The organism is Chondromyces crocatus (assembly GCF_001189295.1).
Classification (GTDB): Bacteria; Myxococcota_A; Polyangia; order Polyangiales; family Polyangiaceae; genus Chondromyces; species Chondromyces crocatus.
In genome coordinates this window covers 4,758,080-4,777,776 of sequence record NZ_CP012159.1, presented here as the reverse complement: position 1 = coordinate 4,777,776, position 19,697 = coordinate 4,758,080, and the positions used below count along the sequence as shown (strand labels likewise).

14 protein-coding genes are annotated in these 19,697 nt (G+C 69.1%); 8 read left to right on the top strand and 6 right to left on the bottom strand.

The genetic code is table 11. The features are described 5' to 3' along the window. The first annotated feature begins 72 nt into the window (after positions 1–72). From CMC5_RS17730 to CMC5_RS17720, 3 genes are all read left to right on the top strand, one after another. Positions 73–930: a hypothetical protein gene (locus tag CMC5_RS17730; protein ID WP_063796297.1), complete on the top strand. Its 858-nt coding sequence runs from the start codon at positions 73–75 to the stop codon at positions 928–930. 66 nt (positions 931–996) lie between these two features. Further along, the gene (locus CMC5_RS17725; RefSeq protein WP_050431540.1) at positions 997–1,833 is read left to right on the top strand and encodes a hypothetical protein; all 837 of its coding nucleotides are present in this window, start codon (positions 997–999) and stop codon (positions 1,831–1,833) included. Positions 1,834–1,927: 94 nt separating this feature from the next. Next, on the top strand, positions 1,928–2,521 hold the full coding sequence (locus CMC5_RS17720; protein ID WP_050431539.1) for a PDZ domain-containing protein: 594 nt from the start codon (positions 1,928–1,930) through the stop codon (positions 2,519–2,521). Between the two features lie 48 nt (positions 2,522–2,569). On the opposite strand, the gene CMC5_RS17715 is transcribed toward CMC5_RS17720, so the two are convergent. Together CMC5_RS17715 and CMC5_RS17710 are read right to left on the bottom strand one after the other, a co-directional pair. Next, positions 2,570–3,355: an MXAN_2562 family outer membrane beta-barrel protein gene (locus CMC5_RS17715; protein WP_050431538.1), complete on the bottom strand. Its 786-nt coding sequence runs from the start codon at positions 3,353–3,355 to the stop codon at positions 2,570–2,572. Next, positions 3,352–4,623, bottom strand: a complete 1,272-nt coding sequence (locus CMC5_RS17710) for a hypothetical protein (RefSeq protein ID WP_156338682.1) — start codon at positions 4,621–4,623, stop codon at positions 3,352–3,354. Before CMC5_RS17710 ends, CMC5_RS17715 begins: the two co-directional genes overlap by 4 nt. A 410-nt stretch (positions 4,624–5,033) precedes the next feature. On the opposite strand from CMC5_RS17710, the gene CMC5_RS17705 reads away from it, so the two are divergent. Next, the gene (locus CMC5_RS17705) at positions 5,034–8,567 is read left to right on the top strand and encodes a HEAT repeat domain-containing protein (protein WP_245678492.1); all 3,534 of its coding nucleotides are present in this window, start codon (positions 5,034–5,036) and stop codon (positions 8,565–8,567) included. Between the two features lie 7 nt (positions 8,568–8,574). On the opposite strand, the gene CMC5_RS17700 is transcribed toward CMC5_RS17705, so the two are convergent. Then, the gene (locus tag CMC5_RS17700) at positions 8,575–10,122 is read right to left on the bottom strand and encodes a beta-propeller fold lactonase family protein (protein WP_156338681.1); all 1,548 of its coding nucleotides are present in this window, start codon (positions 10,120–10,122) and stop codon (positions 8,575–8,577) included. Positions 10,123–10,305: 183 nt separating this feature from the next. On the opposite strand from CMC5_RS17700, the gene CMC5_RS17695 reads away from it, so the two are divergent. Together CMC5_RS17695 and CMC5_RS17690 are read left to right on the top strand one after the other, a co-directional pair. Then, complete coding sequence (locus CMC5_RS17695; RefSeq protein WP_156338680.1) at positions 10,306–11,814, top strand: DUF6600 domain-containing protein; 1,509 nt, start codon at positions 10,306–10,308, stop codon at positions 11,812–11,814. A gap of 56 nt (positions 11,815–11,870) precedes the next feature. Continuing rightward, positions 11,871–12,482 carry a hypothetical protein gene (locus tag CMC5_RS17690; RefSeq protein ID WP_050435958.1) on the top strand — a complete coding sequence of 204 codons (612 nt, stop codon included), beginning with the start codon at positions 11,871–11,873 and terminating at the stop codon, positions 12,480–12,482. Between the two features lie 148 nt (positions 12,483–12,630). On the opposite strand, the gene CMC5_RS17685 is transcribed toward CMC5_RS17690, so the two are convergent. From CMC5_RS17685 to CMC5_RS17675, 3 genes are all read right to left on the bottom strand, one after another. Beyond that, positions 12,631–14,178, bottom strand: a complete 1,548-nt coding sequence (locus CMC5_RS17685) for a M16 family metallopeptidase (protein WP_050431533.1) — start codon at positions 14,176–14,178, stop codon at positions 12,631–12,633. Further along, positions 14,178–15,590, bottom strand: coding sequence for a M16 family metallopeptidase (locus CMC5_RS17680; protein WP_082362569.1), 1,413 nt, complete (start codon positions 15,588–15,590; stop codon positions 14,178–14,180). Before CMC5_RS17680 ends, CMC5_RS17685 begins: the two co-directional genes overlap by 1 nt. A 66-nt stretch (positions 15,591–15,656) precedes the next feature. Next, complete coding sequence (locus CMC5_RS17675) at positions 15,657–16,988, bottom strand: AmpG family muropeptide MFS transporter (protein WP_156338679.1); 1,332 nt, start codon at positions 16,986–16,988, stop codon at positions 15,657–15,659. Between the two features lie 173 nt (positions 16,989–17,161). Between CMC5_RS17675 and CMC5_RS17670 the strand changes: the two genes are divergently transcribed. Next, a complete protein-coding gene (locus tag CMC5_RS17670) occupies positions 17,162–18,451 on the top strand; it encodes a hypothetical protein (protein ID WP_050431531.1) in 1,290 nt (429 codons plus the stop codon). Between the two features lie 112 nt (positions 18,452–18,563). Then, positions 18,564–19,694 carry a hypothetical protein gene (locus CMC5_RS17665; RefSeq protein ID WP_050431530.1) on the top strand — a complete coding sequence of 377 codons (1,131 nt, stop codon included), beginning with the start codon at positions 18,564–18,566 and terminating at the stop codon, positions 19,692–19,694. Positions 19,695–19,697 lie beyond the last annotated feature (3 nt).

Genomic DNA, 19,697 nt, shown 5'->3' with positions numbered 1-19,697 from the left:
CGCTCGGGTGAAGGGGGTGATGCACCGCCTGCCGGTGCATGGCAGCGCCATCGTTCGGGGAAGGTGAGAGAGATGAGATTGGCCTGGTTCACGACGCTATCGGGTGCGCTGGTGCTGCTCTCGGGCTGCGCGCAGTTCGGTGAGGAGCAAGACGAGTCGCCGGGGTCGAAGGGCGAGCTGCTCCAGGAAGCGGCGGGCGCCCTCACAATCCAGAACGCGCTCAGCTTGAACGCGCTCAGCTTGAATGCGCTCAGCTTGAACGCCCTCAGCCTGAACGCGCTGAGCCTCGACGGGCTGAGCGCGCAGAATCTCCAGGCGCTGCGCGATCCTGGGACGGCAGGCCAGCTCTCTCGCCAGTTCCTCCACTACGCCGTGGGATGTGCGCTCGAGAGCGGGCAGTCCTTCACCCTGCCCTGGACCGACACCGACGGCGCCGTACGCCACGAGACCTACGCAGGGGAACTCGGGCTCATCGACAGCTGGAAGTCGCGACCGCTGAAGGTCGTCGAGCAGCGTTTGGTGTCCGCGTGCCTGGCAGCGAGGGTGAACCTGCACGGGGTGTCCGTCACGATCTCGATCCGCTCTCCACAGAAGGCGCTCAAGCTGAACCCGAGCAGCACCGAGCTGCAGGATTTTCCCCAGGTCGAGGGCGCCTTCTGGGGAAATCTGTTCGCTCCGACGCCGCAGCTCTTCGCCTGTCACAACAGCGCCACCATCGGCAACTCCCGCGCCTGGCAACGCGATTGCACCACGGGGTACCTGAACGAGGAGGGTGAGCTCGAGGCGTGCGGACCGATCCAGATCGTCGGCGCCTGCAGCGAGGTCTGCAAGAGCATCAAGCCGTCCGGTCAGTATTACCCCGAGTGCATGGAGCGCCCGGGCCAGGGGTCGTCGATGATCAAGGAGGTGATCACCACCGCGTTGCCCTGAGCGCGGGCTGCGACGCGAGAACACGAGGGGCGCAACGGCATCGGATGGAGCGCGGAGCTTTCGGACATGCGCACGACGACGAGGTGGTTGATCCTGGGTTGCACCGCGGCGCTCTCGGCTTGCGGTGCCGGCGCGGACGAGATCGCGGAGGACGAGCCCGGTGGGGTGACGGGTGCGCTGGAAGGGGATAACGCGCTCAGCGCGAACGCGCTCAGCCTGAACGCTCTGAGCTTGAATGCGCTCAGCTTGAATGCGCTGAGTCTGAACGCGCTCAGCGCGGAGAGCCTGCACGCGCTCCAGGACGCTGGTCCGACGGGCAGCCTGGCTCGGGAGCTGATGAAGTACCTGGTGAGCTGCGCGCTGGACGGCGGGCAGCGGCTGGTATTTTCGTGGCGAGATGCCGGCGGTGCGCCCCACGACGAGATGTACCCCGGGCGCCTCGGGCTCGCTCCGCACTGGGGCTCCGAGCCGCTCGGGAGGTCGAGCCAGGGGATGGTGTCCGCCTGTCTGGCGGCTCGGACCAACTTCTACGAGACGCCGGTGACCATCTCGATGCGCTCGTCCCGGGGGCCTCTCAAGACGACGCTCTGGAGTTCGGAGCTGCACGAGTACCCTCAGGTCGAAGGCGCGTTCTGGGGGAACCTGTTCGCCGAAGAGCCGTCGCTCCACGCGTGCTACCACACGTTGAACGTCGGCAACTCGCGCGCGCAGAAGCGGGACTGCGCGGCCGGCCACCAGGGGGCAGACGGCCAGATCGTGGAGTGCGGGCCCATCAAGATCGTGGGGCCGTGCGCGCTGGCCTGTCAGACGCTGACGCTCGGGCGCTACTACCCCGCGTGCCTGGAGCGACCCGGCCGTAGCATGGCCTTCACGCGTGACGTGATCACCACCGCCCTGCCCTGAGGCCGCATCGTCGGGGGGTGAGCGGAGCTTCCTGCGGGCAGGGGGAAGCGTGAGAAAGTTGGCCCAGCCTGGCTGGAGATGCAGAGTCGCCGCGATGCGGACGCGACCACTGTTCTTTCTCGCTGCGGCCGCGGTGCTCGCGGTGTTCACCGGGTGCGGGGGGTCGCAGCCGGCCCCAGCTCAGGCAGAGACGAAGCCTGCGGCGCAGACCGGCCCCACCGCGGATGCGCGCGCGGTGCCACCAGGACACGTGGCGCGCCAGTCGCTCGAGGAGGTGCTGGTGCAGGGTCCCCCCTGGCTGCTTCAGCGGGTGCCCATCGAAGAGGTGATCCGGAGCGGGAACTTCGTGGGCTGGAAGCTCCTCGCGCTGCCGGAGGCGTGGAGCGAGGCTCCTCTCAAGGCCGGGGACGTGGTGACCCGGGTGAACGGGCAAGCGCTGGAACGCCCCGATGACCTGTTCGCCGTCTGGAAGGGGCTGGCGAAGGCGAAGGAGATCCGGTTCTCCTACGAGCGCGATGGCAAGGAGGCCGAGGCCACGATCCCGGTGGACGGTGAGCCGACGCCGGAGGTCGTCAAGGTGATCGAGGAAGGCGGACCTCCCCCAGCGGCCCGCTCCGGGCGCCGGAAGGGCGTGACGGTGATCGAGGAGGATCGGGGGACTGGCGCCGAAGACGAGAGCGGCAGGTAGCCGCTCGGAACGACGAGGGCGGCAGAGCGCCGCCCGTGATGGTGGGGCTCAGCGCTGGGCGGCGAGGCCGAAGATGGCCGTCGTGGTACCGATGCGCATCTGCGAGCCGCCACCCAGATCCGAGCGCATCCACTCACCGAACGCGTAGATCGACCGCAGGCCCGTGGCGTCGCGGAGACTCTCGGAGCCGCTGGAATCCAGCCAGCTCAGCGAGAACATGCCGCCGAGCGCGAGGTGAGTACCGAGGCTCGCACCACGACCCGCGAGGCCATCGCGAACGGAGGTGTCTTGCCCGGAAGAGGAACCCCACAGCCCGTACCCGAGGCCGAACTTGATGTAGGGCACGAGAGGGATGTTGACCTCGCGCATCAGGACGTCGGCGCGGAGGACCGCCGAGAGGTACATCGGCATGATCCAGAGGGACGTGTCCTGGCCCGACTCCTCTTCGGTCCCCGTGACCCGCGCCTTGGTGCTGACCGAGGTGTACCCCCATCCCAGCCCGGGGCCGACGACGCCGAGATAAGGAATCCGGAAGAAGAGCCAGTCCACCTCCGCTCCGAAATAGAACTGAGGCTTGGGGTTGAATGCGTCCGCGTACGGCGTCGCAGAGCCCTCGAACTCGTCGTCGATTGCAGGCCAGTAAGGTCCGAAGCGCGCCTCGAATGTGAACCGGGTCCAGTCGAAGAAACGACTCTCCTCAGCCTTGCGGTTGGCTCGCCGCCACTCACCCCCGAAGCGACTCTTCGAAGAATACTGAGCAGAGGCGACACCAGCCGATAGAACGATGACTCCACTGAGAACAAAGCACGTCGCGAGACGGCCGACACGGCTCATTGAGTGTGCTCCCTGCGGCCACGACGTCGCAAGCGTCGTAGACCAAACGTCAGACCAGCCACCCCCACGATACCTACAGACGTCCCGACGCCATAGCTCGTGACGGGGCCCTGCATGCTGCAAAAACCGCCACCCGCCTGGCCGCCAGCAGCGCGGTAGAGTTTGTAGAAGTCATCGACGGGCAGCGGCGTCACGCAGACGGGCTCCGACAGGACGCCCACATTGCCGAGCCGGTCGTAGCTCGCCACGAAGACGCGGTAGCAGCTCCCGTTGACGGCCGGTTGCGCTTCGGCGCTGCTCCTGCTGACCGTGGAGCCACACCGGAACGACGCGGGCACATCGTCGGGGACGCGCTGGCCAGGGACCAGGATGGAGGAGGTACACGACCCCGTGTCTGCGCAGACGGAGCCGTTCGTTCCCGAGCCCGACGTACCGCCATCGCCACCACTGCCGCTGCTCGTCCCACCGTCTCCACCCGACCCTCCTGCGCCCGCAGCCCCGCCTGCGCCCGCGTCCCCGCCTGCACCTGCCGCCCCGGAAGCTGCGCCGCTCCCTCCGTCTCCCCCCGCGCCGCCAGAACTCGCGCCGCCGGTCCCCGTGGCGCCTGCGCTCCTGCCGTCGTCGCAGAAGAAGTAGAACCCGCGACGATCCAGCTCGTTGGTCTGCGTCTTGTACTCGAGGACGATGCGCTCATCGCCGACGCTCCCCTGGATGTCCGTGGGGGGTAGCGGGCCGAGGACGTCGACCGAGGTGTTCGACCAGACCGCGGCTTTGGCCGCAGTCACATCCTCGGATCCCTTGTATCGCAGGAAGTAGATGTTCGCCTTCCGCGGCTCGGTGTTGCTGGTGTTGTCGGCCGTGCAGCTGTCCGGGTCCTGGTTGCCGAACAGCTTCGCCACGATGTCCTTCGCTTTCAGATTGACCGTGGTGACGCGCAGGAGGCTCCCGAAGCTGGCGATCTCCCGGCAACGGGCGGTCGCGGAGGATCTCTCGGTGCCGAGCTTGCAGTCGATGGAGGCCTCGTTGGCGACCCAGATGCCGAGCGTCTCGCCCGCCTCGAGGCCACCCATCTCCACGACGAACTCGAAGTCGTTCGAGTTGATGCAGTCATCGTAGCTGATGAAGTTCTGTTCCCCGGGCTCGCGCCGCTGGGTGTACGAGCGCTTGACCTGCCGTTCGCGGATCGTCGTCTGCGCCTCCGCCGTGACGGCCAGGCCGGTCGTCACGGCCATTGCAACCGCAGCGACACACAGCCGTCGAAGACTCATCCGCGTTCGTTGCCTCCCCCCTCCGAACTGACCGATGACGCTCATGGTCGGCCAGTTTCAGCACACATCGTGCCAGACAGCAAACCTCTTCCACCCGCTGGCGGAGGCGCCAGAACGCGCACGATCGGGCGCTGACGGCATGGCGCAGAGAGCCCCCGGAGCACGCTCGATGTTGCCAAGTTGGCACGGGCAGTTCGTCCCCCGAGTCGGTCCGCTCGTCCCTCCTGGCCCCCCCTCCGGAGGGTCCCCTCCACGACCGCTCCCCCCTCACCCGGGTCGCGGTTGCCGCAGAGCGTCGAGCGCGCTGGTCCTCCAGGCTACCTCGGCGACTTCACTGCGACATTGACTGGGCAACCGTCCGCTCTCGGGGGGTGAAGTTCATCGAAACTCGACTAGGTTGTCACGTTTCCGTGACTGCCCGGCCCGACTCGACCCCCTCTCCCGCCACCGGCGTCAGCCGCTCTGGACAGGTCCATCCGCGCGTGTCCATCCCAGCGAGAGCGCCGGAGCGTCCCGTACAGCAAGCGGAGGCGCTGGGGCTCCGTCTCACCGCCGTCGAACTCGAGCGCAGCGCGCTGCTGTTCGCGCTGCTCTTCCTGGCAGCCCTGTTGCTCGTCGTGGGCCGGACGGCGCGCGACGCCCTCTTCCTGACGCGCTTCCCGGTGACGTGGATCGGCCCCATGTGGATCGCTTACGGGGTCGTGTCCTGCGTGGTGAGCCTGGTGTATGCGGCCATCGCGCCACGGCTGCCGAGGGCCAAGTTCACCATCGGCTTCGCCCTCTTCAGCGCGTGTACCTATGTGATCCTGCGGATCCTCATCGGCCACGAGGTCCGCGCGGCATACGTGATCTTCAACGTCTGGTCGGAGATCATCGCCAACTTCGTCACCGTGCTCGTCTGGGGGATCGCCCAGGATCTGCATGATACGAGGAGCGCCAAGCGCCTCTTCGGGCTCATCGGTGTGGGCAGGATCGCGGGAACGGTCGCCTGTGGCTTCGGTGCAGGGGCCGCGGTGTCCTTCATGGGTACCGAGAACCTGATCTTCATTCTGGTCGCGGCGCTGTTCGCCGTCGCGGCGCTCACCTACGTGCTCGCCACCCGTCACCCGGCCCCCGTCCAGCACCCCGATCGGGCCATCGAGGAGCGGCTGTTCGACACCCCGGTCTGGCGCTCACGCTACGCGCTCACCGTCGCCCTGTTCACGCTGCTCCTCTTCGCCGTGCTCACGATCGGCGACTACCAGTTCAAGGCCATCGCGACCGTCGCCTACCCGGAGCGAGACCGGCTGGCGAGCTTCATGGGCTTCTTCTATGGCGCCGTGGGTGCGCTCAGCCTCGCCGTGCAGCTCCTGATGCCACGGCTGCTCTCACGGTACGGGGTGCTGGGTGGGATCGTGGCCATGCCCGCCGCGTTCATCACCGCCACGGGTGCGCTGTTCCTGTCCCCCTCCCTCGCGATCGCCTCGGTGCTCAAGGCGAGCGATCACGGGCTGCAGTTCACCGTGCACGATACGGCGACGCAGCTCTTGCTGTTCCCCTTTCCCCAGGCGCTGCGCGAGCGGGTGCGCACCCTCGCGTCGGCGGTGGCCAAGCCCGTCGGTTGCGGTGTCGGCGCGACCCTGCTGATCGTGGTCAGCGCCTCGACGGGGACGGCGGATGGCGGGGAAGCGCTCATTCACGACGCCGCGCGGCTCGGCTTGTACTCGTTGCCTCTGGGCCTCGTCGTCATCGGGCTCACGCCTCGGCTGCGTCAGGGGTACATCGAAGCCATGCGCCGCACCCTGGTCCGACGCGGGATCGGGAGCGAGGACGTGGTGGTCGGACCGCAGACCCGGGCGATCTTCGAGGAGGCGCTCTTCGGCGACGATGCTCCGCAGGTGCTGTTCGCGATCGATCAGCTCCGCTCGCTTTCGCCCGAGATCCTTCAGAGCGCGGCGCCGAGACTCACACGACATCGATCCGCGCGCGTGCGTGCGACCGCGCTGCGCCTGCTGGTCGAGGTCGGTGGGGTGGAGGGCGCCCCCGAGCTCGCACGCCGAGCGCTGCGGGATCCGAGCGAGCTGGTGAGGGTCGCAGGCGTGGAGGTGCTCTCGGAGCTGCTCCGCGAGGACGCGCACGAGGAGCTGTGTCGTCTGTCCAAGGAGGGCGACGACGCGACCCAGGCCGCGGCGATCGCCGCCTTGATGCGCCACGGGGGCCTGGACGGGATGCTCGACGGGGCGCCCAGGCTGCGAGAGCTGCTCGACAGCGCCGACGCGAAGAACCGCATCGCCGCGGCGCGCGCGCTGGGGATGGTCGGGCAACAGTCGCTGCAACGGGCGCTGGCGCGGCTGATCGCGGATACGGATCCCGAGGTGCGGCGCGAGGCGGTGAAGGCGGCCTGCACGGTGGCAGATCCGCGGCTGATCCCGCTGCTCGTCGGGGCGCTGGCGGATCGAGGGCTCTCACGGGTGGCCGGGAGAGCGCTGTCGGTGATCGGTCAGCCAGCGATACCGGAACTCACGGCGCGCCTCGCCGATCCAGCGACGCCGCGCGAGGCGAGGAAGATGATGCCGCGCATCCTCGCAGCCTCGGCGCATCTGGACGCGCTCGATGGACTGGTGGGGTGCATCGACGAGCCGGACGAGGGCGTACGGCAGAAGATCCTGGCCTCGGCGTCACGGCTCCGGCTCACCCTCCAGGCGCCGGCCGTGGACAAGCGCGAGGTGCTGGCGTGGGTCACGAGGGAGCTGGACGAGCACGAACACACCCGCGATCGCTACCTCGCAGCGCGGCCGGTCATCGCAGGTCCCTTGCTGGATCAGCACCTGCTGCGGCGCCTGCGCCAGGGGCTGATCCGTGCGCTCCGGGTCTGCGAGCTGGGCTATCCCCGCGAGGAGATCGCGCTGGCGCGGACCCATGTCCTCGGCGCAGACCCGGCCCTCCGAGCCAATGCGCTCGAGGTCCTCGATGCGCTGCTCGAGCGGCCGCTGTTCGAGCGGTTGAGCCGGCTGCTGGAGGGGCTGGTCGAGCTGCGCGCGGGAGGGTTCGTGCTGACGAAGGCACGGAACGGAGCCGCCGGAGGCTCGCCCTCGGGACAGCAGGCGGAGGCTCAGCGCCGCGAGGCGGCTGTATGGGTGCGAGGAGAACTCGCGCGAGGGCAGCCCTACAGCGCAGCGCTCGTACTCGATGCGGCGGCCCGCCACGGATTGATGATCGTCGCCGAGAGCGCGCTCTCGGCCACCTCGCACGCAGATCCGCTGGTGCGAGAGGCCGCAGCCATCGCCGTGGCGGCCCTGTCTCCCGAGGGGGCGCGCGAGCGCCTCACGGCGCTGAGCCACGATGAGGATCCCGTCGTGGCGCGCTATGCACACTACTGGCTCGAGACCGGCCGCGTCGGGCTCGACGAGGACGACACCATGTACACGACCATCGAGAAGATCCTGTTCCTCCAGCGGGTCCCCCTCTTCGCTGGCGTCGCCGGGGACGATCTGGTGGCGCTCGCCCGCGGGTCGATCGTGGTGTCGCTACGGAAGGGTGACGTCATCTTCCGCGAGGGGGAGTCCGGAGGATCCCTGTACCTGATCATCGCCGGGGCCGTGGCCCTCTCCACGCAGGGACGCGAACTCGCCCACCTCGGCAACCGGGACGTGTTCGGTGAGATGTCGATCCTCGACCGCGATCCGCGCACGGCGACGGCGACGGTGACGGAGGACGCCGAGCTGCTGCGGGTGTCGGCGGAGGATTTCCACGAGGCGATCCACGACACGGTGGAGATCGCGGAGGCGGTGATCCGGGTGCTGAACCGACGGCTGAGGGATGCAGATCGCTTGCTGGCCGAGGCGCGTCCGACGCCCGCGCTGCCCGAGGGGCAGGCGCCCGGTTCGACGATGGCGCCGCGCGCCGGTCGAGAGGACGAGCGCTCCGTGGCGACGTCGCTCGACGAGAGCGACGACATCGAGTGAGTGCCCGTCAACGCACGAGCTGGACCTCGACCAGGCCTGCGGTGAGTTCCTCGCGCAGGACAACCTCGTAGCGGCTCTGGTCGAGGTATCCGGCCCGGAGCACGAGGAGGATGGCCCTCGCGCGCTCATCCGCGGCCTGAGCGCTGAGCCCCCGCGTCCCGATGCCGATGCTGACCTGCTCGAACCGGGGGTTCGCGCGCATGGTCGCCGCGATCTCTTCGAGCGCAGCGCGCCCCTCGCGCGTGAGCTCGGCGCCCTGAAAGACGCGGGGGACGTCGAGCTTGAAGCGATCCCCTTCGAGGCGAGCGTGGGTGGGGCAGCCGGCAGGGGCCGGGCCGGGCTCGCGGGGGCAGCCATCGAGCGGGTCGGGGATGCCGTCGTTGTCACCATCCGGGCAGCCATTCGCGCGCGGATCGGGGTGCTTCACGCCAGGAAGATCGCGGCAGGCGTCTTCGTCGTCGGGCACGTCGTCCGTGTCTTGATCCCGCACCGGACAACCGCGGGAGGTGGGATCGGGGCGGTCGGGGCCCGCCTCGCCAGGACACGCGTCTTCCTCGTCGCGGATCCCGTCGAAGTCGCGATCGGGCGGACCAGCTGGCTTTGCAGGCGGCTTGCTGGAAGAAGCCCCGCCCACGAAGGCGACCGTGAAAAGCCCACGTAGCTCGCCGGAGCCGGCCGCGTTTCCGAAGACCGGCCCACCGGCGAGACCGAGGCGAGCGGGTCCGAGCGTGAGTCGCATGGCAGCGAGCGCCTCGACGGCGACCTGGAGCTGATGGCTCTGGTCCGGTCGCTCATCCATGAGCAGCACGAGGGAGGGCTCGACCCCCAGCGAGAATGCCCGCACCGGGAAGACGTGCGCGGCGAACGAGGCCGCGGCGCGGTCGCCATCGCGGCGCGCAAAGATGCCTGGCGCCACGTTGATCGTTGCGCCGTAAGCAAACGAGCCGATCTCGCCGGCCGCGCCGACATTCAGCTCGCCACGCAGACGGCGATCGGACAGGTACGCGTCCTGGGAGCCGACGGGCGCCCACACCCGACCGCCGACGAGGAGGTCGAACGCCTGGGTGTCGATGACGCGCGCGTGGACGCCGAAGCGGGGATCACCGACCCCGAACGCGCCGTTCGCCGGCTGGATCGGCTGCCCTGCATACTGGATCGGACGCTCTCCATCCCCCGTGACGTAAACCCCGACCGGGATGCTCAGCTCGAGCGACACCACTCCGCCGGGCGTGACGGACGCGCCAACCCGGGTGATCACGGCGTGCCGCACGGGATCGCCGAGGTCGATCTTCCCCCCCTCGGCATCCACCCCCACGGCACGGACGGGCCTCGATGCGTATTCCAGCCCGAGGACGGCCGCGACCTCCACGGCGTCACCGGTCGGGGTATGCGGCCCCTCGGCGCGGACAAAATGACTCTCGGGCGACGCGGGCTGGAGGAGATCGACGCGCACGCCCTCCTGGACCGGCGCCGCGCTCGCGACGCCCGGTGACAGGACCGGCAACAGGGCCGCCATCAGGATAGACGCCGAGAGCCAGGAGCAGAACGACCGCATGAAGCGGTCACCTTACAGCGACGCCCCCAGGTGGCGGAAGTGTCGGCGAGCCTCACGGCGTCGAGCGAAGGAGCCTTCGCTTTTCGGGCGGAGGAGACCGGGAACGCTCCTTGCACAGCGAATGAGCAGGCTCGTCGCAATGAGGCTCACTCACGCTGGCATTCCACCGGAGAAGGACCCATCATGACCCTGATGTTGCCCCTCGCTCGCATCTTCTGCGTCCTCGGCGCTACCGCCGTTTTTGCCCTCGGCGCGGCTGGGGCGCACGCACAGGCGCTGCCTCCCGGCTACGCCAACGACACGCCCGACGTGACGGGTGAGACCGGTGATTCACAGGCCTTTGTGGCACAGCCGGCCCAGGATGCGCTGGGCGACGAGTACTACGAAGACGCCGACCCGAGCGCGCTGGCGGAATTCGAGGAGCCCCTGGCGGATCACGGGACGTGGGTCAGCGACGAGACGTACGGCACGGTGTGGGTCCCCTCGGCGGCGGAAGTCGGTCCCGACTTCGCCCCTTATCAGACGGCAGGGCGCTGGGCCCTCTCCGACGAGGGCGACTGGATGTGGGTCAGCGATTACGACTGGGGGTACATCCCGTTCCATTACGGCCGCTGGACCTGGTCGGGGGGCTACGGCTGGGTGTGGATCCCGGGCCGGGTTTACGCGCCGGCCTGGGTCGTATGGCGAACGGGCGACTACGGGTACATCGGCTGGGCCCCGATGCCCCCGACCTTCTACTGGTCCAGCGGCGTCGCCGTGCGGCTCTGGGGCGTGCCGAGGGCGGCCTACGTCTTCTGCCCGACGAGCTACGTCTTTCACCGCCACGTGACGACCTATGTCGTTCGCGATCGCGCGGTGGTGCAGCGCGTCGCGGCGCACACCCGACCGTACCGCCCGGCGGCGGCAGCGTCGCGACCGGGGCGCCCTGGCCAGTCGGGCGGGAGCGCGCGACCCGGGTCCTATCGTCCCGCGTCCCCCTCCCTCGCGGACGCCCGGATCGCTGCCAAGTCGGCACCGAAGGCGGCGACCAGGCCCGACCCGCGCGCCCTCGGCTTCGCTCGCAAGAGCACCACGCCGCAAGCGCGCGCCATGACGACGCCGTCGCGGAACCAGCCCGGCATGCAACTCCCCCAGCGTGGCACCGACGCCCGCGACTCCTTGGGGCGCCTCCCGCAGCGCGACCGCGGCAACCTCCCGCGGCCGGGGGGCGACGCCCGCCAACCCATCCAGGGCCCGCAGCGCATCACGCCGCAGACCAACCCTGGCCGCCAGGGACCGCAGCGCGTCACCCCGCAGACCAACCCTGGCCAGCAGGGCCCGCAGCGCATCACCCCGCCGGGCCGGAGCAGCGGCGCCAGCGCGCCCTTCACGCGGCAGCCCGAGCTGTCGGGCAGCACCGGCCGCGCGCCGCGCGCGCCGTCGCCCGTGATGCGCACGCCCAGCTCTCGAAGCACGATGCCTGCCCCCGCGCAGCGTACGCCTTCCGTTCGGCAGCCCAGCTTCCAGCAGTCACCGAGAGCGACGCCCTCGCCGCGGGTCTCACCGTCCACGCGGGTCTCGCCGTCCACGCGCATGTCCTCTCCGTCCCCCCGCGTGTCCTCTCCGTCCAGGAGCTCGGCGCCCAAAGCCGTCTCGGCCCCCAAGGCGACCCGGAGCGCGCCGAAGCCTTCGACGAACATCCGTCGGAGGTAGCTCTGGCCCGAATCCTGCTTTAAACCTGGATACCCTGGATGCGAGGAGCAGATCCCATGGCTTTCTCTACCGACTCTGTGAAGCGACGTTCACTCGGACGCTGGACCTCCCTTCTCGCCCTTGCCACGTCGTCCCTGTGTCTCGGCGGCTGTCTCATCATCGAGAACGACAGCGGTGGGACCTGGGATGACGGCGGCTACGTCGAGCCTCCGCCCCCTCCCCCCGCGCAGCCAATGCTGGTGAGCATCCAGACCGATGCCACCGTCAGCGCCGAGCCTGGTGAGGGGGTCGGGATCTTCGTCGAGTATGCCAGCGAGGGCGAGTGGCGCATCTGGACCACCTGCGACACCAACTACTCCGACATCGCCTGCCGTTTTGACATCTTCGCCTCGGTCGACGTCGACTCCGAACTCCACGAGTTCAGCGGCGTGAGTCTCGAAGGGCGCGACCAGGCCACCCTCTACGAAGAAGGTGTGGTCTACCTGAGCGCGTCCACGGCGTCCGACATCGACGAGATGCGGCTCGTCACCACGCCCGGCGCCATCGTGCGCCTGGAGGTGTACCTCGATGACGTGGCCCAGTCCCGGTACGTCTACTGGCAGGGCGATGGGGTCCTGCACCAGGGCGCGCCATCCAACCCCGTCGACTTCGAGCCGACCTCGCCCTGACCGGACCGACGGTCCTCCTCCCGCGCGAGACCTCAGCGCCGAGGGCTCGCGACGGGAATGCCATCCTGGCAGTCCTCCTCTGTCGTAACGCTCACCCCCCCTGCGGGCGGCCCCCCCTGCGGGCGGCCCCCCCTGTTGCTGGCTCACCTCAAGGGGTGGGCGTCGCAGCGACCGGACGACCTTCCGCGTCCCAGAAGACGGGCTCGCCAAGACCCAGGCTCTGGAGCTGAGGCTCGATCTGGACCCGAGGTCCCACGACCAGCACGACCGCAGATTTCGGATCGACCGCCGATGACAGCTCGGCGAGCTGCGCAAGCGTCGACTTCTGCCTGGCTTCGGTCGCCCTCACGTCATGGGCCGGAGGTAGCCCCAGCAACGAGAGCATCGAAAGCCGCTGCGCAGTCCGGCTCGTCGTCTCGTAGATCTCCACGAGATCAGCGCGGTCCTTGGCCCGGACCTTCGAGAACTCCTCCGGGGTCAGCCCCGCGTCGGCCATCTTCGTCAGCTCACCGAGCATCTCCTTCAGTGCCGGCCCGGTGGCCTCGGCGACCACTGCCGCCTTGGCGACGAACGCGCCCCGCCCTCGCGTCTCGGTGAACGCCGAGTTCGCGCCGTAGGTCCACCCCTTCTCTTCTCGGAGGTTCTGATTCAAGCGCGACGTGAACGACCCTCCGAGCGCGGAGTTGATCAGATCGAGCAGCGGCGCCCGCGAGTCGCTGGCAGCGACACCATCGCGGAGCACCATGATCACCGACTGAGGCGCCTCGGCGCGATCGACCAGGAGCAGACGCGGCGGCTTCCACGAGCCGTTCGTGGCAGGCACGACCTCCGACGGCGGCGCCTTCTTGGGTGCCTTCCACCCGCGCAGGTCACGCTCGACGAGCTTCAGCACCTCGTCCTTCGTGATGTCGCCCGTCACGACCAGGGTCGCTCGATCGGGGCGCCACACGGACTGATAGAAGGCCTTCACGTCGGCGAGCTTGATCTTCTGCGCATCTGCAAGCAGGCCATCGGAGGGATGCCCGTAGGGCGACCCGGGACCGTACAGAGCAGCGCTCGACACCACCCGCGCCACCTGTGCCGGGTCATCCCCACGCTTGCGAAGACCGTTCTGCCAGAGATCGCTGACGCGCTTCCACTCCTTGGCATCGAACCGAGGGCGCACGACGACGTCGGCGAGGATCGAGAACGCGGGCTCGACGTTCTTCTTCAGCACGGTGAGAGACGCGACACTCCCATCCGTGCGCGCCGAGAGGCTCAGCGTGGCACCGAGGTCCTTGACTGCGCTCGAGAGCTCGACGGCGTCCCGCTTGCCAGCCCCCTCGTCCATCATGTCGGCTGTGATGTAGGACAGCCCCGCTCCACCAGCCGGATCCGATGACGCTCCATACGGGATCACCAGCGAAACCGAGACCAGGGGCAAAGCGTGACGCTCGAGGAGCCACACCTTCATCCCGTTTGCAGCCTCGAACACCACCGGAGGAGGCGGGTTGAACTCCTTGGGGGAGCCCAGCTCGGGCATGGGGCCGAGCAGATCGGGGGCTGAACCCACGTCGGCCTTGGGACGTTCCGTGGTCGGAGGCGTCTCGGGATGCTGCGCCGAGGTCCCGTTCGTCGGTGGCGTGCTCCCACACCCCACCAGCGCCCCGAGCATCCCGGCGCAGAGCGCAGCGCGCAGCGTCGTCCGTCGGCTCATCACTTTCCCTCCTTGCTCTGCCCGGCGGGCACGATGTGCAAGATCACGCGAGCATCGGGCGCCAACACCGACCTGGCCACCCGCTGCAACGACTGCGAAGTCACGGCGCGGTATCGCCCCAGGTCCCGCTCTGCGTAACCGGGATCGCCGCGGAACGTCTCGTACTGGTTGAGGATCATCGCGCGCGCCATCGTCGACTCCAGCCGGGAGACGAACATGGTCTCGAACTGGTTCCGGGCGCGATCCAGCTCCCTCTGCTGGACGGTGGCCGTCCTGATCTTCTCGAGCTCCGCGTCGATGGCCGCCTCCAGCTGCGTCAGCTCGACACCTGGTCGCGCGATGGCCTCGACGACGAAACGCGATCCCAGCTCGCCAGACTGCTGCGAGACGGAGATCTCCTGCGCCAGCGGCTTGTCATAGACGAGCGCCTTGTAGAGCCGACTGGCCTTCCCCTCTTCGAGGATGGCCGCGAGCAGGTCGAGATCGGCGTCGCCCTCCGCGTAGTGCGCGGGGCTGTGCCACGCCATGATCACCTTCGGGAGCTGCACGTTGTCCGTGAGCGTCTCTCGCACCACCTTCTTCAGGGCAACGGCAGAGGCGGCAGGAGCAGCCGGGACCTGCCCAGCGGGGATGATCCCGAAGTACTTCTCGATCATCGCGCGTGTCGCGGCAGGATCGATGTCGCCCGCGACGACGAGGGAGGCGTTGTTGGGGACGTACCAGCTCCGGAAGAAGCTGGTGACGTCCTGCACCGTGGCGGCCTGCAGATCTTCGTGCGAACCGATGACGGGGTGATGGTACGGGTGGCCGGGCGGATACATCAGCTCTGGCAGACGGAGTTCAGCTTTCCCGTAGGGCGTGTTCTCGACACTCTGGCGCCGCTCATTCCTGACCACGTCACGCTGTGCGTCGAGCTTGGGCAGGTCCATGTCGTCAGCGAGGGACGAGAACCGATCCGCCTCCATCCAGAGCAGGAGCGGCAGGGCGTGCGTCGGCGCGACCTCGAAGTAGTCGGTGCGGTCCTCGCTGGTCCAGGCGTTGTTCCACCCCCCCTGGGCTTCCATCCAGGCGTCGAACTTCTTGGTGGGGACGCGGTGCGTGCCCATGAACATGAGGTGCTCGAACAGGTGGGCGAACCCCGTCCGCTTCGGCGCCTCGTGGCGCGAGCCGACCTTCACCATCACGTTCACCGCGACGAGTGGCAGCGTGTGGTCCTCGTGGAGAATGACCGTGAGACCGTTCGGCAAGGTGTAGCGGGTGAAGGGCACATCGAGCCGGGACGGCGGAGCCGGTGCCGGTGCCGGCGTTTCGGCTCTGGCAGAGCAAGGCGCGGAGAGCATGCCGGCGGAGAGCCCGGCAAGCCCAGCGAGGGCGCCAGCGAGAAGCGCACGGAGACGCCTGGAGACATGCATGGGCGCGAGCGTTGCCACGCTCTCCGGGGAATGCAAGCAGACAGCGTCGTTCTCGGCTTCGATCGCTCAGTCGGTCGGTACGCGCCGCGCCAGAAACACCCCAGGGAGAGACGCGGCGAAGGCGAGAAGGAAGAACACCGTGAACCCCACGCGCTCCGCGAGGAAACCACTCACGCTCCCGATCCCGGTCATGGGAAGCGACATGAGCGCGCTCGCGACGGCGAAGTGCGACGCCTTGAACTCACCCGTGCAGCGACGCATCAGGAACACCATCAGCGCGGCCGTCCCGATGCCCGCCGCGATCTGCTCGACGATGACGATCGCGCTCACGGCGGGCAGCGAAGGGCGGAGCCACGCGAGCAGCGCGTACAGCGGGATCGCGAGGCTCTGCACCACGGTGATGGGGAGCAGGGTCCGCGCGAGCCCCCAGCGCGACACCACCACCGCCCCCAGCATCGAACCGCCGATGGAGGCGACGATGCTCGGCGTGTTCAACAGCCCACGCGCCGTGAGATCCAGCCCCAGCCACCGAAGGAACGGCGTGGACACCGAGAACATCATCGCGTCCCCTGCCCGGAACAGCACGATGAAGGCCAGCACGGCGCCGATCGACGGCTGCTCGAGGAACGACTTCAGCGCCGCGAAGTAGCTGGGCCGCGTCGCCGAAGGAACGATCACCGGGCGCGGGAGCAAGAACGCATGAATCACGGCGAGCAGCGCGAGCAGCGCGCCCGCCGCGAGGAAGGCCGCTCGCCATGAGGTGCTCGCCGCGAACGTCACCAGCACGCTGCCGCCCACGAGCAGCGCTCCTCGATAGGCCCCCACCCGCAGCCCGGTCAGCTTCGTCTGCGCGTCCTTGTCGAGCGCCTGGAGGTAGAAGCCGTCGACGGCGATGTCGTGGGTCGCCGCGAGCAAGGCGATCACCACGAACCCCGTGGCCACCATCTCCAGCGCGCCTTCCCCGGCAGGCCAGGCGAGGGCGAGCACCCCCAGCCCCATCAGGACCTCGGTCGCGAGCAGCCACGTCCTCCGCGCCCCGTAAAGGTCCAGGAAGGGGCTCCACAGAAACTTGCTGTTCCACGCCAGCCCGTACAGGGACAGGAGCCCGATGGCCCCGGTGCTCGCGTTGGCGTGGGTGAAGAACTCGGACGCGAATTTGTGGAGCAGCGCGTAAGGCAGCCCCTCAGCGAAGTACGTGGACAGCACCCAGGGGACGGCCGCCCCTGCCGCCACCAGCCCCGCCTGCCCCGCCCCTGGTGCCTTCTCCTCCTGCCCCGGACTCCCGGGCGTGCCCTCGTCCACGGGCTCCGACGTCCCCTGGCTCGAGCCGCCCCTCACCGCCCCACCGCCCTCGGCCCCGTGGGCGGCACCCGCGCTGGCCGGCTCCCCGCCCGACATGCCCACGGTCCCTCGAGATACAGCGGCGACCACGCCGCCACCCTTACACGACCTCCCCCTGAACCGACCAACTTCCGAGGAGGTATGGAAATGGGCAGGCAACTGGTTTAACGGTGGAACCCCATGCGTTGGGTGCAGAGCGCGCGATCGATCCCCGTCCGTCGGGAGAACCAATGAACGAGTACACCCGACGGGAGGAGGTGCGGGCCACCTTCATCGCCTCCGCCATCCTCGTGCTCTGCATCGCGCTCGCGGTGTTCCGCCTGGTCCGCGTGGAGGGGCGCCTCGTCCCCGACCCGAACGCCCAGCGGCAAGCACAGGAATCCGAGGCCCGCTTGGGCACGGCGACCCGCTGTGCGGCGGCGGCGACCCAGGTCACGGACGCGGTGAAGTACTTCGGGAAACTCGCCGAGCAGATGAAGTTCGGCGCGCCGCCGGCTCCCGAGGAGCCTCGCCCACGGCGCGGAGCCCTCCCCCGACCGCCGGCTCCCCCCCCGCTCGCTCCCTGGAGCGGCCCCGCCGACCAGCTCCACAAGCAGTCCAAGATCATCAACGGCTGCCGCGAGCACATCCTGGCTGGCCTCGGTGAACCTCGGCCCGAACTCGACGCCACCTGGAAGACCTTCGCTGCCGTGGAGGCCCTCACCCCGCCTCCACCCAACGACCGAGCGACCGAGGACAAATCGGCCCGTCGCCTCCACGACGTGGTGAAGGGCCTGTTCCAGGCCGATGCCCTCCAGCCGCTCGTCAAGGCGACGGCCGAGGTCGAGACCCGCACCCGATCCGACATGGAGCGTGACAAGGCCCGCGCGGCCACGGCGATGGTGCGGGAACCGCTGCCCGAAGGGCTCTTCAGCCGGCGCACGGCCGTCAGCCTCGGCGTGGGCCTCACCGTCATCGCGCTCCTCGTCAGCTACCTCAGCGTCCGCGTGGCCTCGATGCGCCGGCTCGGCACCCTGGTCCCCCTCCGTGACGCCGCGCGCACCGGCACCCCGGGCGCGCAGACCGCGATGATCCTCAAGGCCGCCGCCGCTCACAACGGGGGAGAGCCCGGCCTCGTCATCGGCTCGGCCGTGGGAGGCCTCCTCGCTGCCCTGCTCAAGCCCGCAGACGCCGACCTCTTCGTCGTCGGCGTGATGGCCGGCCTGCTCCTCGGCCTCGCCATCCAGTGGGCCATCCGCATCGCCATCGGCGCCCGGAAGTGGCGCGACCGCGCGGCCGAGCTGGCCGAGATCGAGAAGCCAGCGATTCCCATCGTGCTCGTCATGAGCGGTGTGAACCCCGGCCTGGAAGCCGAGTTCATCCAGTACCTGCGCTCCCTCTCCCCGGCGGACGCCGCCGGCGCGGTCGAGAAGCTCGCAGCTCAGGCCGAAGAGCGCATCCTCGCCTCCGCCGAGGCCCAGCGCACTGCCGCCCACGCGGCGGCGGCGGCCGCCGCCGGCCACCACAACTACCCCGTGTGAGCGGCCTCTACCGCCCTCTTGGAGCACGCGCTCCAGCATGAGGAGAACCCGAGGATCCCTCCCCCTGCCAGAAACTCGACCCCGAGCCGGAATCATGGAAAGGAGTGGGCGCATGGGAGAAGCTGCGACCCAGGTCAGGACGTCCGCGCCGGGGAGCCCCCTGCCCGTCCTCCGCGCCCCCTGGTCGCTGGCCAGATTCCGCCGCGCAGGTGCGCTCCTCTCCTTGCTCGGCCTCGGCTTGCTCTGGAGCCCCCCGGCCACCGCGCAGGACGCGGAGCCAGCGCAGGACGTCATCCCCGCCCTCTCCTCCCGCGTCGCCAACGCCGACCCCGAGCCGGTCCCGCTCTCCGAGCCCGCTGGCGCCGACACCTACGGCGACGAGGCCCCGAAGCGCCGCAAGGGCCCGCCCAAGCCACCGCGCCGTGGAGGCATCAACCCCTGCATGACGCCCGACCCGGGCTTCGGCGTCCACGATCGCTGGTCACGTGCGCCCTCGATGGGTCAGATGATCTCACCCCACAAGGGCGGGCTCACCAAGTCGGGTGGGTTCGACGTGATCATCCACTTCCACGGCCACGAAGCCGTCCGGAAGGAGTTCGTCAAGAGCGAGAACGGCATGGTGCTCGTGGGCATCGACCTCGGCATCGGCTCGGGCGCCTACGCCAACGCCTTCGCGTCACCTGGCACCTTCGAACGCTTGCTCACCAGCATCGAGACCGGCATGGCCAGCAAGACGGGCAAGAAGAACGCGCACATCCGCAAGCTGGCGCTGTCCGCGTGGAGCGCCGGCTACGGCGCCATCGAGCAGATCCTGCGCCAGCCCGCCGGCAAGAAGGTCGACTCGGTGATCCTCCTCGACTCGCTCCACGCTGGATACCTCGACGAGCAAGCGAAGTCGCTGAAGGTCGTCCAGATCGAGCCCTTCATCGAGTTCGCGCGCAGCGCCTCCGCCAAGAAAAAGTTCATGTTCCTCAGCCACTCGTCGATCATCCCGCCCGGGTATGCATCGACGACCGAGGTGGCCGACTTCATGATCAAACGGCTGTCTGGCAAGTCGAAGAAGGCGAACCGGCAGGATGTCCTCGGCCTCGACATGATCCGGCGCTACGACCGCGGCGACTTCCACGTCCGCGGGTACACCGGCGACGACAAGCCCGATCACTGCGCCCACCTCGGCCTCATGGCCGACATCGTGCGCGTCCATCTGCAGCCGCGGTGGAAGACCCCCAAGGGTCGCCGCTAGGGC

Bases quoted from the DNA above. Each gene is read 5' to 3' on its own strand.
- CMC5_RS17700 (WP_156338681.1), bottom strand. From the start codon at position 10,122: ATGCGGTCGTTCTGCTCCTGGCTCTCGGCGTCTATCCTGATGGCGGCC.
- CMC5_RS17680 (WP_082362569.1), bottom strand. From the start codon at position 15,590: ATGCATGTCTCCAGGCGTCTCCGTGCGCTTCTCGCTGGCGCCCTCGCT.
- CMC5_RS17675 (WP_156338679.1), bottom strand. From the start codon at position 16,988: ATGTCGGGCGGGGAGCCGGCCAGCGCGGGTGCCGCCCACGGGGCCGAG.
- CMC5_RS17685 (WP_050431533.1), bottom strand. From the start codon at position 14,178: ATGAGCCGACGGACGACGCTGCGCGCTGCGCTCTGCGCCGGGATGCTC.
- CMC5_RS17725 (WP_050431540.1), top strand. From the start codon at position 997: ATGCGCACGACGACGAGGTGGTTGATCCTGGGTTGCACCGCGGCGCTC.
- CMC5_RS17690 (WP_050435958.1), top strand. From the start codon at position 11,871: ATGGCTTTCTCTACCGACTCTGTGAAGCGACGTTCACTCGGACGCTGG.
- CMC5_RS17720 (WP_050431539.1), top strand. From the start codon at position 1,928: ATGCGGACGCGACCACTGTTCTTTCTCGCTGCGGCCGCGGTGCTCGCG.
- CMC5_RS17695 (WP_156338680.1), top strand. From the start codon at position 10,306: ATGACCCTGATGTTGCCCCTCGCTCGCATCTTCTGCGTCCTCGGCGCT.
- CMC5_RS17665 (WP_050431530.1), top strand. From the start codon at position 18,564: ATGGGAGAAGCTGCGACCCAGGTCAGGACGTCCGCGCCGGGGAGCCCC.
- CMC5_RS17730 (WP_063796297.1), top strand. From the start codon at position 73: ATGAGATTGGCCTGGTTCACGACGCTATCGGGTGCGCTGGTGCTGCTC.
- CMC5_RS17710 (WP_156338682.1), bottom strand. From the start codon at position 4,623: ATGAGTCTTCGACGGCTGTGTGTCGCTGCGGTTGCAATGGCCGTGACG.
- CMC5_RS17670 (WP_050431531.1), top strand. From the start codon at position 17,162: ATGAACGAGTACACCCGACGGGAGGAGGTGCGGGCCACCTTCATCGCC.
- CMC5_RS17715 (WP_050431538.1), bottom strand. From the start codon at position 3,355: ATGAGCCGTGTCGGCCGTCTCGCGACGTGCTTTGTTCTCAGTGGAGTC.